The following is a 14608-nucleotide window of genomic DNA, read 5'->3' as shown; positions in this document are numbered from 1 at the left end:
GGCTTCAGCGTCGACCTTGCCTCGAGCGGCTCCGAGGCCCTGACCCTCTTCCGCCAGAATGCCTACGACCTGGCCGTTCTCGACATCAAGATGCCGGGGACCTCAGGGCTTGAGTTGCTCGAGCGTTTCCACGCCGAGCGCCCGGCAACCCTGGTGGTCATCATGACCGCCGAAACGACGATGAAAAACGCCGTCGAAGCGATGAAGCGAGGAGCCTACGACTACATTACCAAGCCCTTCGACCTCGATGTCCTCGACAGTATCATTCTCAAGGCGCAGAAGGCCGCCGAGATGACCGACGAGGTTCACCGTCTCAAAGAGGAGCTCAAGGAGCACTACCAGCTCGACCGCACGCTGATCGGCAGCAGCCGGCCGATGCAGGAGGTCTACAAACTGCTCGGCAAGGTGGCTCCCTCCGACGTTACCGTCCTGATTACCGGCGAATCGGGGACCGGCAAGGAGTTGGTAGCGCGCGGCATTCACTTCAATAGCCCCCGCCTGGGCAAACCGTTTCTGGCCCTCAACTGTGCCGCCATTCCCCGCGAGCTTCTTGAAAGCGAACTCTTCGGCTTCGAAAAGGGGGCCTTCACCGGCGCTATTGAGCGCAAGATCGGCAAGTTCGAGCAGGCGAGCGGCGGCACCCTCTTTCTCGACGAGATCGGCGACATGCCGCTCGATCTGCAGGCCAAACTGCTGCGTGTGCTGCAGGAGAAGGAGATCACCCGCACCGGCGGCAGCGCCGCCATCCCGGTCGACGTGCGTATCGTCGCCGCCACCAACCAGGACCTCAAGGAGAAGGTGCGGGCCAAGGAGTTCCGCGAGGACCTCTTCTACCGGCTGAATGTCGTCCCCATTGAGCTGCCGCCACTGCGCGAGCGGCGCGACGACATACCACTGCTGGCCGAATACTTCATCGAGAAGGCTCACGAGGAACTGGGTGTGCCGGCCCGTGGCTGCACCGAGGAGGCGCTGACGCTGCTGCGGCGCTACCCCTGGCCGGGGAACGTGCGAGAGCTGGAGAACACCATCCAGCGCGCGGCCCTGCTCTCTCCGGATCAACTGCTGACGCCTGCCGACTTTCCGGCTCTGCTGGCCGAAGGGCAGCGCTCCGAGAACAGCGATTCGCTGGAGGCCCTCATCGCCAACAAGCTGCAGAACGCCCTGGCGCAGATGGACGTCAACGAACTGGACAACCTCTACGATATGGTTCTCCACCAGATGGAGCGGCCTCTGATCAATATTGTTCTCGACAAAACCCGCGGCAACCAGGTGCGCGCCGCCGAGATCCTCGGCATAAACCGCAATACTCTGCGCAAAAAAGTCCAGACTCTCGGGATCGACGTCAAACGCGACTGAACGCCCGACTGACCGAAAACGAGAAGACCCCCAAAGCGGCCGCTTGGGGGTCTTCTCGTTTTCGGTGCCGGATGGGCAAAAGGTCCTGTCTGGCAGTACATATCGGGAAATAATTTTCCCACTTGGCCGCAGGCACTGTTCAGCGGCCCGGCGGCAAAGGTTCGGCAATTCCGGCTTCGGTCAGCAGGGACTTCAACTTGAGCGTGTACTTCTCCAGCGAACGCAAATCGCCAGCCAGTTGTTCCTTCTCCGCCCGGCACTCTTCGAGTTTTTTCTGCAGCTGGTTGCTGTCCCGCTGCTCCTCTTTTGCCCGCCCCAGGGCTTTTTCGATCGCTCTGGCCCTGGAAGTCCACGGGCTGTTCGGAAATTCAGCGGCCAGGCGCGAGAACGCCTTGGGAGTCGTCGTACCTTGAAGGGAATCCAGTCCTTGCTGAAAAAGGACCTGATCGGAGGTCGGGCCGACAAGAGTACCCGGCAGCATGCCGCAGCCGCCGAGGAGCAGCGATACGGCCAGCGCGGCAGCAGCGAGCCCTCTTCTCTTTGCTGGGTGGCCGTCGATGAATCGGGGCATCACGAACTTCTTCACGTTCTTCACCCCTGGATGCAGATAGTGCAGACCGGACAACTTCCTGGACTGTCCTCAGTAGCCGGGTTCCCGTTTCGACTGGTTCTCGAATCGCGTGTATTCGCCGCGGAAGGTCAGATGCACGGTGCCGATGGGACCGTTACGCTGCTTGCCGATGACAATCTCGGCATCCTTTTCATGTCCCTTGTCGCAGGAACCGTCGCGTTTTTTGCAGGCGTCGCAGTAAACCGTCTCCCGGTAAATGAACATGATCACATCGGCGTCCTGCTCGATGGCACCCGATTCGCGCAGGTCGGCCATGATGGGACGCTTGTCGGTGCGGTTTTCCAGGGAGCGGTTGAGCTGCGACAGAGCGACGACCGGGACGCTCAACTCCTTGGCCAGAGCTTTGAGCGAGCGGGAAATTTCGGATATTTCCTGCTGGCGATTTTCGGCATTGTGCCCCGTCATGAGCTGGAGGTAGTCGACGACGATAAGGCCAAGATTCTTTTCGGCCTTGAGCCGGCGGGCCTTGGCCCGCAGCTCCAGCACCGAGATGGCCGGAGTGTCGTCGATAAAGATCGGCGCCTCGGAGAGCAGTCCGGCGCCATTGGTGAGCTTGGGCCAGTCGGATTCTCCGAGATGACCGGTGCGCAGCCGGCTGGCATCGACCTTGGAGATGGAGCAGAGCATCCTCTGGACCAGCGACTCCTTGCTCATCTCCAGGGAGAAGATGATGGTCGGAGCCTTGTTCTGGTAGTGGACGGCAGCATATTCGACCAGGTTGAGGATAAAGGCGGTCTTACCCATCGACGGCCGGGCGGCGATAATAACCAGGTCTCCGGGCTGCAGACCGGCGGTCATGGTGTCGAGATCTGTGAACCCGCTCGGCACGCCGGTGACCAACTCCTTGCGCTCGAAGAGCTTTTCGATGGTCTTGAAGGTATCCTTGAGGATGTCGCGGGTGGCGAAGTAGGAAGGCCGGGTTTTCATCCCGGTGATCTCGAAGATCGACTTTTCGGCCCAGTCGAGGGACTTCTCCACCTCCCCCCCCTCGTAGCCCTTGGTGGCGATCTCGGTGGCAACGCGAATCAGGTGCCGGGCGATCGCCTTCTCCTTGACCAGCCGGCAATAGTAGGTGATGTTGGCGGCCGTGGGGACATAATCGACAAGCGTCGCCAGGTAGGAGCTGCCACCTACCGCTTCCAGCGCCCCCTGCTGCTGCAACGCTGCCGTGAGGGTCACGAGGTCGGCCGGCTCGCCGCGGTTGGAGAGGTCGATCAGGGCGGAGAATATCTTGCGGTGGCTGTCACGGTAAAAATCGTCGGGGCGGAGAATTTCCAGGGCCTTGTTCAGCGCCTCGTTCTCGAGCAGGACCCCGCCGAGGACAGACATCTCCCCTTCCAGACTCTGCGGGGGAAGGCGATGAGAGGGTACATCAGACATAAGGACCAGATGCCGGAGGAAAGGTTCAAGACTCAAGGTTCAAGGAAAACCGCAGACACAGGGACTTCAGCCTTTCCTTGAACCTTGAGTCTTTTTTTCTTGTAGCTGTTTATTCGGCGGGAACAACAGAAACCTTGATATTGGCGGTAACCCCGGCCGCCAGTTTGACCGACACCTGGTATTCGCCGAGGGTCTTGATCGGCTCGGGCAGCTGGATCTTCTTGCGGTCGATTTCGACCCCGGCAGCGGCCAGCTTATCACCGATCTCCTTGCTCGTAACCGCACCGAACAGCTTGCCTTCCTCGCCCGCCCGGTGCGCGAAAACACAGGGTACGGCCTCGATCCGGGCCTTCACGGCTGAGGCATCCTGGGCCACTTTCTGCGCCTTGCGCTCCATCTGGCGCTTCTGATGTTCCAGTTCCTTCACATTGCGGGTATTGGCTTCGACCGCGAGACCCTGGGGAACAAGAAAGTTCCTGGCGTAGCCGGGCTTCACCTTGACCAGGTCACCAATATTGCCGAGACCATCCACGCTTTCGGTAAGAATGACGTTCATCGATTTCCTCCCAGATTAACTTATTTCTATCTATGTCTTCTTGATTCGTGGTTTTCTGAAATCAACCCATAAATCAAACACGCCGATACCGGCGACGAGCAATTGAAAAGGGTTGATCACCAGCAGCAACAGATACCCTAACCCGCGCATGAAAGGGGAAAACCCCTTGCGAAGGAAGAAGTAGCTGACCACCGCCATCCCCTGCAGAAAATACAGGGGGAGTGCAACGGCCAGCAGGTTCCAGGCAGCTACCTGGACCCAGCCATCTGTCAGCAGCGACCCGAACCCCCCGGCAATGAGCAGCCAGACGAGATGTTCCGGGGTCTTCCAGAGCGGAAAGGGCGGCCCGGGAATTGCGTACCTGCCGCGGGACAGCTTTGCCAGCAGAAAGACTGTCAGCAGCAGCATCACCCCGGTAACGGCCACGGCCAGACCGGGGTATATCCGCGTGAGCAGGGCGGACATCTGCTCAGCCATGGCGGTCAGTTCGGCAAGCTCCGCCGCGGACTGCCCGGACGCGGCAGAAGCTGCAAGCGCCCGCTTGATTTCCGTCTGCACATACTGGTTAATGGTTCCGGTAACTGACTCGCCTTGCGAGACCAGATAACTGCCCACAACCAGCGCTGCGAGACTGATGACCATGACCAGGGTCACGGCGACCGCCCGGTCCCATGCCCAGCCTCGGCGCAAAAGCTTCGACAAGAGCAGGGAGCCAAGACCGAACTGGAGCAGGTAGGCGAGACTTCCTTCCGTACCCGAAACCCCCGCAATCGTGACCGTCGTCAGGAACACGATGCCGCCGGCAACCGCTCCTCCCTGCACCATGCAGGCAAAGGAGACCGGCACCATCGTCAACAGATTGAACAGTATCCCGAAGGGACCCAGCGCGCCGGCCGCCAGCTGCAGCAGCACAGTTACCAGCGTCCCGGCAAGAAGGTACAGGATGCGTTGCCGCTGGCAATGGAGGGAGGGCACCTCGGCTCCGCCGATCACTCGGGAGCTTGTCCGGCGGTGAAGGGAAGCAGTGCAATGTTGCGAGCGAGCTTGATGGCCTCGGTAACCTTGCGCTGATGCGTGGCACAGTTGCCGGAAATTCGCCGCGGCACAATCTTGCCCCGTTCGGAGACAAAATAGCGCAGGTTCTTGATTTCCTTATAATTGATTTTCATCGTTTTATCGGCACAAAAACGACAGCCCTTGCGGCGGGTAAAGCGCCGGCGGGGGGCCGCGGAAGCAGCGGGTTTTCTTTCATAAGCCATAATATCGGTCCTCCGTTTCAGGTCGGCTGGGTTCCTTAAGCGTTCTCTTCAGTCTCTTCTTCTTCCTCGATCTCGGCAACAGGAGCTTCAACCGCCCCCTCTTTGGCCGCAGCGGTCTCTTCGAGACCATTTTCCAGGAAGACCGTCTGAAACTTGATGACGCTTTCGTCGATGCGCAGGCGCCGTTCAAACTCGGCAATAACCTTGGGGCCGGCCTCGTAGGCTACCAGAACGTAGGAACCACGACCCTGTTTCTTGACCGTGTAGGCCAGCTTGCGGGTTCCCCATTCCTCAACCTTGAGCACGTTGGAACCCTGCTCGGCGAGGACCCCTTTGAACTTGTCGACAATAGCCGTATAGGCATCGCCGACGATGTCGGGGTGAATGATGAAGATTGTTTCGTAGGTACGCATGTGTCGAGAACCTCCTCTCGGGTGTGTGAGCCCCGGTCTGTTCCGGAGCAAGGAGCAGGCGCCGGTCGACCAGCGCCTGAAAGAATTTAGTTTACTACCACACTTCCTCTTCTAATTCAACGTTTTTCGCGCTAGACGTTGAAGCGAAAATGCATCACATCGCCGTCCTGAACGACATATTCCTTCCCCTCCAGGCGCAGAAGCCCCTTTTCCTTGGCCCCGGACTCGCCACCGGCAGCGATGAAATCCTGGTAGGCGATGACTTCGGCCCGGATGAAGCCTTTTTCAAAATCGGTATGGATGACGCCGGCCGCGGCGGGCGCCTTTGCTCCCCGGGGAATTGTCCACGCCCGAACCTCTTTGACGCCGGCGGTGAAATAGGTGATCAGGCCGAGCAGGTGGTAGCCGGCGTGAATCATCCGGTCGAGGCCCGCTTCGGGAAGACCGAGCTCCCGCAAAAATTCGACCTTCTCGGCCGGGGCCAATTCGGCAATTTCGGCTTCGATCTTGCCGCAGATCGTCACCATCTCCGCCCCTTCCTGCTCCGCCAGCTTGCGCACCAGACCGACGAAGGGGTGTTGCCCCTCAAGGTCCTCTTCGGCCACGTTGGCGACATAGAGCACCGGCTTGGCGGTAATCAGGTGCAGATCGCGGAGGGTCAACCGCTCCTCCGGCGTCAGATCCGTGGCACGAGCCGGACGTCCCTCGTTCAGACAAACCTGCACCTTGCGCAGAACTTCAAGTTCGGCCTGAAGTTTCTTGTCGCCGCTCTTGGCCTGTTTTTCGGTCCGGGCGATTCGTTTGTCGACCGACTCCAGATCGGCAAGGTTGAGCTCGGTCTGGATGACCTCGACATCGCGTACGGGATCGACGGTACCATCGACATGCACGACATTCTCGTCCTCGAAACAACGAACGATGTGGGCGATGGCATCGACTTGGCGGATATGCCCGAGAAACTGGTTCCCCAACCCCTCACCCTTGCTCGCCCCCTTGACCAGGCCGGCGATGTCGACGAACTCCATGGTGGTCGACAGAACCCGCTCCGGCCGCACGATCGCGGCCAGGGCGTCGAGGCGCGGGTCGGGAACGTTGACCACACCGACGTTCGGCTCGATGGTGCAGAAGGGGTAGTTGGCCGACTCGGCGCCGGCGGAGGTTATGGCGTTAAAGATGGTCGACTTACCCACGTTGGGAAGACCGACGATGCCGCATTTGAAGCCCATAAGAGAACCTGTGACTGGTTAAAAAAACCGGTGATTGAAGACTTGGTTAAAATCTGGTCCCTGTTCTTCAGGCCCCCGGACTCGGGACTCGGGACCTTGGGCCGTAGTTGAAAAGAACGATAGCCGGGGCGAGGCCCCGGCTATCGCGTGTGTTCAGGCTAAGCCTGCTGGCGGCAGATCAGACCAGCAGAGGCGCAATGACCAGCGAGACGACGCTCATCAGTTTGATGAGGATGTTCATGGCCGGGCCGGAAGTGTCCTTGAACGGGTCACCGACGGTGTCGCCGACAACGGCTGCCTTGTGGGCGTCGCCGCCCTTCTTCTCGCCGGCCAGTTCACCCTTCTCGATGAACTTCTTGGCGTTGTCCCAGGCGCCGCCGGCGTTGGACATGAACAGAGCCACCAGCACGCCGGTCAGAGTGGCACCGGCGAGCATTCCGCCGAGAGCCTGCTTGCCGAGGAGCATTCCGACCAGCACCGGGGCAATGACGGCGACCACGCCGGGCAGAACCATCTCCCGAAGAGCGGCACGGGCGGAGATGTCCACGCACTTTTCCGGCTCCGGCTTGACGCCGGGCTTGCCTTCAAGCAGACCGGGAATCTCGCGGAACTGCCGACGGATCTCGTCAACCATCTTGCCGGCGGCCCGGCCGACGGAAGTCATGGTCAGGGCGCCGATGAAGAAGGGAATCGAACCACCGATCAGGAGGCCGATGACGGTGAGAGGCTCGATGAGGTTGATGGCTTCCAGCTTGACGGCGGTGGCATAGGCGGAGAAGAGGGCCAAAGCGGTCAGGGCGGCGGAGCCGATGGCGAAGCCTTTGCCGACAGCGGCGGTGGTGTTGCCGATGGCGTCGAGACCGTCGGTGATCCTGCGCACGTCGGGGCCGAGGCCGGCCATCTCGGAGATGCCGCCGGCATTGTCGGCGATCGGCCCGTAGGCATCGACGGTCATGGTCACACCGACGGTAGCGAGCATGCCGACGGCGGCGATGCCGATGCCGTAGAGGCCGGCGAAATGGTTGGCGACGAAAATACCGACGCAGATGACCAGAATCGGCAAGGCGCAGCTCTCGAGACCGACGGCCAGGCCGTGGATGATGTTGGTGGCCGGGCCGGTCTTGCTGGCTTCGGCGATGCGTAATACCGGTGCCGAAGAGGTGTAGTACTCGGTGATCAGGCCGATGGCGATGCCGGCGAGGGTGCCGGCAAAAACAGCCCAGAAGACGCCGTTGCTGATGTGCATCGCCCGGGTGATGAAGAAGGTGGCGACCAGGAAGCCGCCGGCGGCCACGAAGGTGGTGTAGCGCAGGGCGGCGGCGGGATCGATGTTCTTCAGAAACTTCATGGAGCCGACGCCGATCAGGGAGAAGATCAGGCCCGCCATGGCCAGCACCAGCGGCAACAGCATGGCGTTGGTCTGGGTCAGCTTGAACAGGTCGGAACCGACCTCGACCGGGGCACCGGCCAGGGTGCTCATCAGCCCCGCGCCGGCCGCGGCGGCAATGGCGATGGTGGCGATGATCGACCCGACGTACGACTCGAAAATGTCGGCGCCCATGCCGGCGGTATCACCGACGCAGTCACCGACGTTGTCGGCAATGACCCCGGGGTTGCGGGGATCGTCCTCGGGAATGCCGGCTTCCACCTTGCCGACCAGGTCCGAACCGACGTCGGCCGCCTTGGTGTAGATGCCGCCGCCGACGCGGGCAAAGAGGGCGATGGACGAGGCGCCCATGGCGAAGCCGTTGATGTAGATGGAGGTCTGGGGGTCACCGCCGAAGACAATGTAGGCAATCCCCACGCCGATCAGACCCATCGAGGCGACCGACAGGCCCATGACGGCGCCACCGTTGAAAGAGACCATCAGCGCCGCGCCCTGTCCAGTGGCACGGGCCGCCTCGGCAGTCCTGACGTTGGCATGGGTGGCCGCCTTCATGCCGATGAAACCACAGAGCATCGAACAGAACGCCCCGCCCAGAAACGCCAGCGCGGTATTGAAACCGAGGCTGGGGGCCAGGATGATCAGAAAAAATACGAGGACGATGAAGATTGCCAACACCGAATACTCACGCTTCAGGAAGGCCATGGCGCCGCCCCGGATCGCTTCGGAGATTTCCTTCATCTTTTCGTTGCCGACGGGCTGGACCTTGATCATGTTGTAAATCACGATCGCGATCGCAAAGCCGATCACACCCAGAATTGGAGCGAACATCTGCAGTTCCATGTGAATCCCTTTCCTCCCGTTCCCCTAAGTAATATTAGTTGCCAATGTCGCGATTATTGAATTCGTTCATGGCTTGCGCCGTCCCCCGGGCAAAAAGCGCTTCCACTGCCGCCGCCGAATTCGCCACTACGGTTTCCAGCCTGGCGCGCTCAGCGGCACCGAAAGGATTCAGCACATAGCCTGCCACGTCGCCGCCGGCGGGGGGGCGTCCGACCCCGACCTTGACCCGAAGGAAGTCGCCGCTGCCGAGCACACCGCAGATGCTGCGGATACCGTTGTGGCCGCCGTGACCGCCGCCGACCCTTATCTTCAGAGTGCCGAAGGAAAGGTCGATATCGTCGTGGACCACAATCAAATCCCCCGGGTCAACGCCGAGGGATTTGCAGGCGGCCGCGACGCTGACGCCGCTCAGGTTCATGAAGGTCTGCGGCAGCAGGATGGTGACCTCTTCCCCTGCCACCCGGCCGACCCCGTAAATCCCCTGATAGCCGTTTTTCTTGAGACTGATGCCGCTGCGCGCAGCCAGTTCCTCGGCCACCATGAAGCCAACATTGTGCCGGGTCCCGGCATACTTGGCGCCCGGATTTCCCAGGCCGGCAACGAGCTTCAAACCGACCTCGATCAGGCCTCGGCGGTTTCTTCGGCCGCTTCGGCTTCCTCAGCCTTGTGCCCGGTGACGGTAATGACCGTAAAGTTCACGTCGTGAGGAGCTTCGACCCCCGCCGGCAGAACCAGATCGTTGATGTGAAGCACATCGCCGATGCCGAGCGCCGCTACATCGACCTCAATGGCAGTGGGAATGGCGGACGGCAGGCAGACCACTTCGAGTTCATGGCGAATGATCTGCAGATGGCCGCCGTTCTTTTCACCTTCTGACTTTCCTACCGGATGGACCGGCACCATGACGTGCACTTTTTTCTGCAGGTCGATGGTCTGAAAATCGACATGCTGAACATCGCGACGGATCGCATCGACCTGCATGTCCTTGAGGATGACGACCTTGCCGTCGAAGGCGCCATTCCCTTTCAGGGTGATCAGGGTGTTCCACCCGGCTTCGGTGGCAATCGCCGCCTTCAGCGCCTTGGGTGCAACAACAACGTTGCAGGTTTCAATGCCCTTGCCGTAAACAACCGCCGGGACCAAACCCTGGCGCCGCAGAGAGCGGGCACCACCCTTGCCGACAACCTCACGCGCGGTGACAGTCAATTCTGATTGTGCCATTTATACATTCCTCCATTTAGAGTGATTATGCGTCGGAAAGCCGACCCGATGGCCGGATTTCACCTAGACGAAAAGGGAGCTGACCGACTCGTCCCCGTTGATGCGCCGGATGGCCTCGGCCAGCAGTTCCGCCACTGACAGGACACGGAGCTTGGGACAGGCCTTGGCCTTGTCATCCTGGGGAATGGAATTGGTGACGACCACCGCTTCCAGACAACTCTCGTTGATCCGCTCCAGGGCCGGACCGGAGAGAACCGCGTGGGTAGCGCAGGCGTAAATCTCCCGGGCGCCTTTCTCCTTGAGGGCCTTGGCGGCCTGGCAGAGGGTGCCGGCAGTATCGATCATGTCATCGACGATGATGCAGACTTCGCCTGCGACATCGCCGATGATGTGCATGACTTCCGAAACATTGGGGCCACTGCGGCGCTTGTCGATGATCGCCAGCCCGGCATCGAGACGCTTGGCGAAGGCCCGGGCGCGCTCGGTGCCCCCGGCGTCGGGGGAAACGACCACCACCCGTTCCGTGAAACGGGTCCGGATTTCATCGAGCATGACGGGCGCAGCGTAGAGGTGATCGACGGGAATATTGAAGAACCCCTGAATCTGGCCGGCGTGCAGGTCGATGGTCAGCACCCGGTGGATGCCGGCAGTAGCAATCAGGTCGGCGACCAGTTTGCTGGTAATCGGAGTGCGCGGTGCCACCTTGCGATCCTGGCGGGCGTAACCGAAATAGGGGATGACCGCGGTGATTCGCGCGGCCGAAGCCCGTTTCAGCGCATCGGTCATGACCAGCAGTTCCATGAGGTTGTTGTTGGTCGGAGCGCAGGTCGATTGAATGATGTAGACATCTCGGCCGCGCACGTTTTCGCCGATCTCCACCATGATCTCGCCATCGGAGAAATTCTTGACCTTGGCGCTCCCCAGGGGGACGGCGAGATGGCCGCAGATCTCCCGGGCGAGGGGGATGTTGGAGTTTCCGCTGAAAATCTTGAGCTTGTCCACTGGCGCACCCTCGCTGACTGCTTGGAAAAACTGTAGGCCATGGGAACCCATGACCTACCCGAAAAAGGCATCTACCTGGTATCGACAACCTCGTTGCGACAAACCGGACCGGTCGTGAACGGGGTTTTTACTGCTTGGAATGGCTGGGGCGCAAGGATTCGAACCTTGGAATGCCGGAATCAAAATCCGGTGCCTTACCGCTTGGCGACGCCCCAATGTAATCAAGTTCGAGCCACAAGGCTAATAGATTCAAGGAAATCAGGCTTCTTTTCCCTCGAGCCTCGTGCCTGTAAACCATGCGCCGGCTTCAAACCGGCTGCACGACGAACACGCGCCAACCGGAATGGAGCTGGAGTTCGTCGGCCGCCTTCCGGGCGGCCGACTCCTCGGCAAAGACGCCGAAGACCGTAGGCCCGCTGCCGGACATGAGGACTCCGGCCGCACCGCTGGCGGCGAGTTCCTCCTTGACCCTGGCGACAAGCGGGTAGCGGCTTACCGTCACCCGCTCCAGATCGTTGTGCAGGAGCCCGACGACCCCCCCAAGCGTTCTGGAAAACCTCGGCAGTTTAGCCTCTTCGATTTTTGATGTCAACCCCAAATTTTGGTAGGCCCAGGCAGTCGAAACGGCCAGGCCGGGGTTGACCAGAACGTACCAGAGCGGTGGCAGATCCTCGACTTTTTCCAGCCTGTCGCCGATCCCCGTCGCCCAGGCGGCCGCCCCGAAAATAAAAAATGGCACGTCCGCCCCAAGGCGGGCGCCCTCCGCCATCAGCGTAGCGCGGTCCAGCCCCAACTCCAGCATATCGTTGAGCCCCAGCAACACCGTTGCAGCATCGGAAGAGCCGCCGCCCAGACCGGCGGCGACCGGAATCTGCTTATCGATGACAATCTGGACGCCGCACCGGTTACCGGCCAGAGCCAGAAGCCGACGGGCGGCGCGGGCGGCAATATTCTCTCCGTCCGGCGGCAACTCGACGCCGGGGCAGATGACCCGCACTCCCGGCTCGGCAGTTAGCTTCATTTCAAGGCGATCGTAAAGGGAGACCCTTTGCATGATCATCGCCACCTCATGATAGCCATCACTCCGGCGCCCCAGGACATGCAGACAAAGATTGATCTTGGCCGGAGCCAGATAGTGGGCAGTTCTGTACATTACACCCCCATCGCGGAGCAAAGAAAGAATCCGGATTTCAGACGGCAAGTCCATACCGAAGCGGGCTACACGGCCCACCAGGCAGGGGCTATCTTCAAAGAAGACCCATACCTTGTCAAGAGCTTACCGGATTTCACAGGCGCACACATCCCGCATTATGGCTTTTTTTCGCCACGAAAGGCGGGCCATGGTCAGGGAGCAGACGGAAAAGCGTCCCGCTACCTTGGGACAAGCCCTTTTAATCCATGGCGCGATCAAGAAAAGAGGGAGAAAAAGAACGCCTTTTTAAAATGGCACCCTCCTTGCTTGATTATGCAGTATTGCAAATCCAAGAATATGTTCCATGGACTCCTGCCGGCAAGGCCTGCTGGAACACTGCTTGCTCCACGTTTTTGCAAGGGGCTGATGCTTTGCTTATCTGACGGAACCGCATCCGAGTGCCCTCCTTCTTCCGGAAAGAGTTATCACTCAACAACGCAAATGCCGACTACCCTCCATCGGATAGAGCTGCCAAAAAGAAAACCTTTGTTCTAGGTAAGCGATCAGACAGAAAATAACAACAGTCAAATTGGTTTTTTTTCGCCACAAAAGGTGGGAACCCGCCACCACCCCCGACAGATTGTTCCCCTCGAACGATTTGTCGTGAGTTGCAAGCGGTTAATATTCAGCTACAATGAACCGTCTGCAAACATTATTTTGGTAATGGCATCTTCCTTGCGATTACCTGCACACCCTGTAATTCATTGACTATTAGTCGAAAAGTTGGGCAAACAGTTCAACCACCAACACCAAAGGAGATGGAGATGAAGAAAAGTGTTCTGTTTTTTATGGCCGTAGCCGCGGTACTCGCATTCACTTCGACCGCCATGGCCGAGCAGATCGTGATCAAGTTCAGTCACGTCGTAGCTGTCGACACCCCTAAAGGGCAGGCGGCCGAGTACTTCAAGAAACTGGCCGAAGAGCGCACCAAGGGGGCAGTAAAGATAGAGGTTTACCCGAACAGCCAGCTCTACAAGGACAAGGAAGAGATGGAGGCGCTCCAGCTCGGTGCGGTGCAAATGCTGGCCCCGTCGCTGGCCAAATTCGCCCCTCTCGGCGTCAAGGAGTTCGAACTCTTCGACCTGCCGTTCATCTTTGACGGCTATGAGCAATTGCACAAGGTGACCGAGGGTCCGGTCGGCCAGAAGCTGCTGAACAAGCTCGAGCCCAAGGGAATCCGCGGTCTGGCGTACTGGGACAACGGTTTCAAGGTGATGAGCGCCAACAAAGAGCTGAAAAAGCCCGAAGACTGCAAGGGACTGAAGATGCGCATCCAGTCCTCCAAGATCCTCGATGCCCAGATGCGCGCCCTCGGCGCCATTCCTCAGGTCATGGCCTTCTCCGAGGTCTACCAGGCGCTGCAGACCGGCGTCGTCGACGGCACCGAGAACCCGCCCTCCAACCTCTACACCCAGAAGATGCACGAAGTTCAAAAATACGTTACCGTCACTGACCACGGCTACCTCGGCTACGCGGTGATCGTCAACAAGAAGTTCTGGGACGGGCTGCCGGCCGACATCCGCACCACCCTCGAAGGCGCCATGGCCGAGGCGACAAAGTACGCCAACGACATCGCCAAGAAGAAAAACGATGAAGACCTGGCAGCGGTGAAGGCCTCCGGCAAGTCGAAGATCCTCACCCTCACCCCGACCGAGCGGGCTGCGTGGAAAAATGCCCTGGTCAAGGTGCACGACGAGCAGGCCGGCCGCATCGGCGCCGACCTCATCCAGGAAGTTTACCAGGCCACCGGCTTCAAGAAGTAGGTTGTGAGAAAAATGCCGCTGTACGCGAGTGCAGCGGCATTTTTGCGCCGTTTTGACACCAAGTAAAACCGGGAAGTGGAGACAACGTTAATGATGAGATTTCTCGATCATCTGGAGGAGTGGCTGGTTGCCACCCTCATCGGTGCCGCGACCGTGGTCATCTTCGCCTCGGTCGTACACCGCTACGCCGCAGGCGTGGCCATCCCCGGCGTGCAGGACTGGCTCCTCAGCCTCAACATGAGCTGGGCACAGGAGCTGTGCATCTACATGTTCATCTGGATGGCCAAGTTCGGCGCCGCCTACGGGGTGCGCACCGGCATCCACGTCGGGGTGGACGTCTTCATCAACAGCCTCAAGGACAAGACCCGGGCCAAGTTCGTCG

Annotated in this window: 15 protein-coding genes and 1 tRNA gene; 3 read left to right on the top strand and 13 right to left on the bottom strand. The window is 60.0% G+C overall.

Annotated elements, in window-relative coordinates:
* Positions 1-1356, top strand: a 1356-nt coding sequence (locus VD811_13750; GenBank protein ID HXV22046.1) for a sigma-54 dependent transcriptional regulator, incomplete at its 5' end; no start/stop codon positions are given.
* 139 nt (positions 1357-1495) lie between these two features.
* On the opposite strand, the gene VD811_13745 is transcribed toward VD811_13750, so the two are convergent.
* The 13 genes from VD811_13745 to ispE all read right to left on the bottom strand — a co-directional run bounded on the left by VD811_13745 (position 1496) and on the right by ispE (position 12424).
* Complete coding sequence (locus VD811_13745) at positions 1496-1981, bottom strand: hypothetical protein (protein HXV22045.1); 486 nt, start codon at positions 1979-1981, stop codon at positions 1496-1498.
* A gap of 15 nt (positions 1982-1996) precedes the next feature.
* Positions 1997-3367: a replicative DNA helicase gene (gene dnaB / locus VD811_13740; GenBank protein HXV22044.1), complete on the bottom strand. Its 1371-nt coding sequence runs from the start codon at positions 3365-3367 to the stop codon at positions 1997-1999.
* Positions 3368-3476: 109 nt separating this feature from the next.
* Positions 3477-3923 carry a 50S ribosomal protein L9 gene (gene rplI / locus VD811_13735; protein HXV22043.1) on the bottom strand — a complete coding sequence of 149 codons (447 nt, stop codon included), beginning with the start codon at positions 3921-3923 and terminating at the stop codon, positions 3477-3479.
* A 30-nt stretch (positions 3924-3953) separates the two neighbouring features.
* Positions 3954-4916, bottom strand: coding sequence for a DUF2232 domain-containing protein (locus VD811_13730; GenBank protein ID HXV22042.1), 963 nt, complete (start codon positions 4914-4916; stop codon positions 3954-3956).
* Positions 4913-5182: a 30S ribosomal protein S18 gene (gene rpsR / locus VD811_13725; protein HXV22041.1), complete on the bottom strand. Its 270-nt coding sequence runs from the start codon at positions 5180-5182 to the stop codon at positions 4913-4915. Before rpsR ends, VD811_13730 begins: the two co-directional genes overlap by 4 nt.
* A 35-nt stretch (positions 5183-5217) precedes the next feature.
* Positions 5218-5595, bottom strand: coding sequence for a 30S ribosomal protein S6 (gene rpsF, locus VD811_13720; protein ID HXV22040.1), 378 nt, complete (start codon positions 5593-5595; stop codon positions 5218-5220).
* 131 nt (positions 5596-5726) lie between these two features.
* Complete coding sequence (ychF, locus tag VD811_13715) at positions 5727-6821, bottom strand: redox-regulated ATPase YchF (protein ID HXV22039.1); 1095 nt, start codon at positions 6819-6821, stop codon at positions 5727-5729.
* 178 nt (positions 6822-6999) lie between these two features.
* A complete protein-coding gene (locus VD811_13710) occupies positions 7000-9048 on the bottom strand; it encodes a sodium-translocating pyrophosphatase (GenBank protein HXV22038.1) in 2049 nt (682 codons plus the stop codon).
* Between the two features lie 34 nt (positions 9049-9082).
* Positions 9083-9658: an aminoacyl-tRNA hydrolase gene (pth, locus tag VD811_13705; protein ID HXV22037.1), complete on the bottom strand. Its 576-nt coding sequence runs from the start codon at positions 9656-9658 to the stop codon at positions 9083-9085.
* A gap of 11 nt (positions 9659-9669) precedes the next feature.
* Positions 9670-10269 carry a 50S ribosomal protein L25/general stress protein Ctc gene (locus VD811_13700; protein ID HXV22036.1) on the bottom strand — a complete coding sequence of 200 codons (600 nt, stop codon included), beginning with the start codon at positions 10267-10269 and terminating at the stop codon, positions 9670-9672.
* Between the two features lie 63 nt (positions 10270-10332).
* On the bottom strand, positions 10333-11271 hold the full coding sequence (locus VD811_13695) for a ribose-phosphate pyrophosphokinase (GenBank protein ID HXV22035.1): 939 nt from the start codon (positions 11269-11271) through the stop codon (positions 10333-10335).
* Between the two features lie 140 nt (positions 11272-11411).
* Positions 11412-11486 (bottom strand) — tRNA-Gln (locus tag VD811_13690).
* 92 nt (positions 11487-11578) lie between these two features.
* Positions 11579-12424, bottom strand: a complete 846-nt coding sequence (gene ispE, locus VD811_13685) for a 4-(cytidine 5'-diphospho)-2-C-methyl-D-erythritol kinase (GenBank protein ID HXV22034.1) — start codon at positions 12422-12424, stop codon at positions 11579-11581.
* Positions 12425-13227: 803 nt separating this feature from the next.
* Between ispE and VD811_13680 the strand changes: the two genes are divergently transcribed.
* Both VD811_13680 and VD811_13675 read left to right on the top strand, forming a co-directional pair.
* Positions 13228-14226, top strand: coding sequence for a TRAP transporter substrate-binding protein (locus tag VD811_13680; protein ID HXV22033.1), 999 nt, complete (start codon positions 13228-13230; stop codon positions 14224-14226).
* Between the two features lie 90 nt (positions 14227-14316).
* Positions 14317-14608: TRAP transporter small permease subunit (locus VD811_13675; protein HXV22032.1), on the top strand; the 292-nt coding region annotated here is incomplete at its 3' end.

This window comes from Desulfuromonadales bacterium, assembly GCA_035620395.1.
In the GTDB taxonomy this organism is placed as follows: Bacteria; Desulfobacterota; Desulfuromonadia; order Desulfuromonadales; family DASPGW01; genus DASPGW01.
The sequence above is the reverse complement of the archived record's forward strand: the minus strand, read 5'-3'. Positions and strand labels throughout refer to the sequence as shown.

Excerpts from the sequence above, each read along its gene's own strand:
- dnaB (HXV22044.1), bottom strand. The coding sequence starts at position 3,367 with ATGTCTGATGTACCCTCTCATCGCCTTCCCCCGCAGAGTCTGGAAGGG.
- rplI (HXV22043.1), bottom strand. The coding sequence starts at position 3,923 with ATGAACGTCATTCTTACCGAAAGCGTGGATGGTCTCGGCAATATTGGT.
- rpsR (HXV22041.1), bottom strand. The coding sequence starts at position 5,182 with ATGGCTTATGAAAGAAAACCCGCTGCTTCCGCGGCCCCCCGCCGGCGC.
- rpsF (HXV22040.1), bottom strand. The coding sequence starts at position 5,595 with ATGCGTACCTACGAAACAATCTTCATCATTCACCCCGACATCGTCGGC.
- ychF (HXV22039.1), bottom strand. The coding sequence starts at position 6,821 with ATGGGCTTCAAATGCGGCATCGTCGGTCTTCCCAACGTGGGTAAGTCG.
- VD811_13710 (HXV22038.1), bottom strand. The coding sequence starts at position 9,048 with ATGGAACTGCAGATGTTCGCTCCAATTCTGGGTGTGATCGGCTTTGCG.
- VD811_13700 (HXV22036.1), bottom strand. The coding sequence starts at position 10,269 with ATGGCACAATCAGAATTGACTGTCACCGCGCGTGAGGTTGTCGGCAAG.
- ispE (HXV22034.1), bottom strand. The coding sequence starts at position 12,424 with ATGTACAGAACTGCCCACTATCTGGCTCCGGCCAAGATCAATCTTTGT.
- VD811_13680 (HXV22033.1), top strand. The coding sequence starts at position 13,228 with ATGAAGAAAAGTGTTCTGTTTTTTATGGCCGTAGCCGCGGTACTCGCA.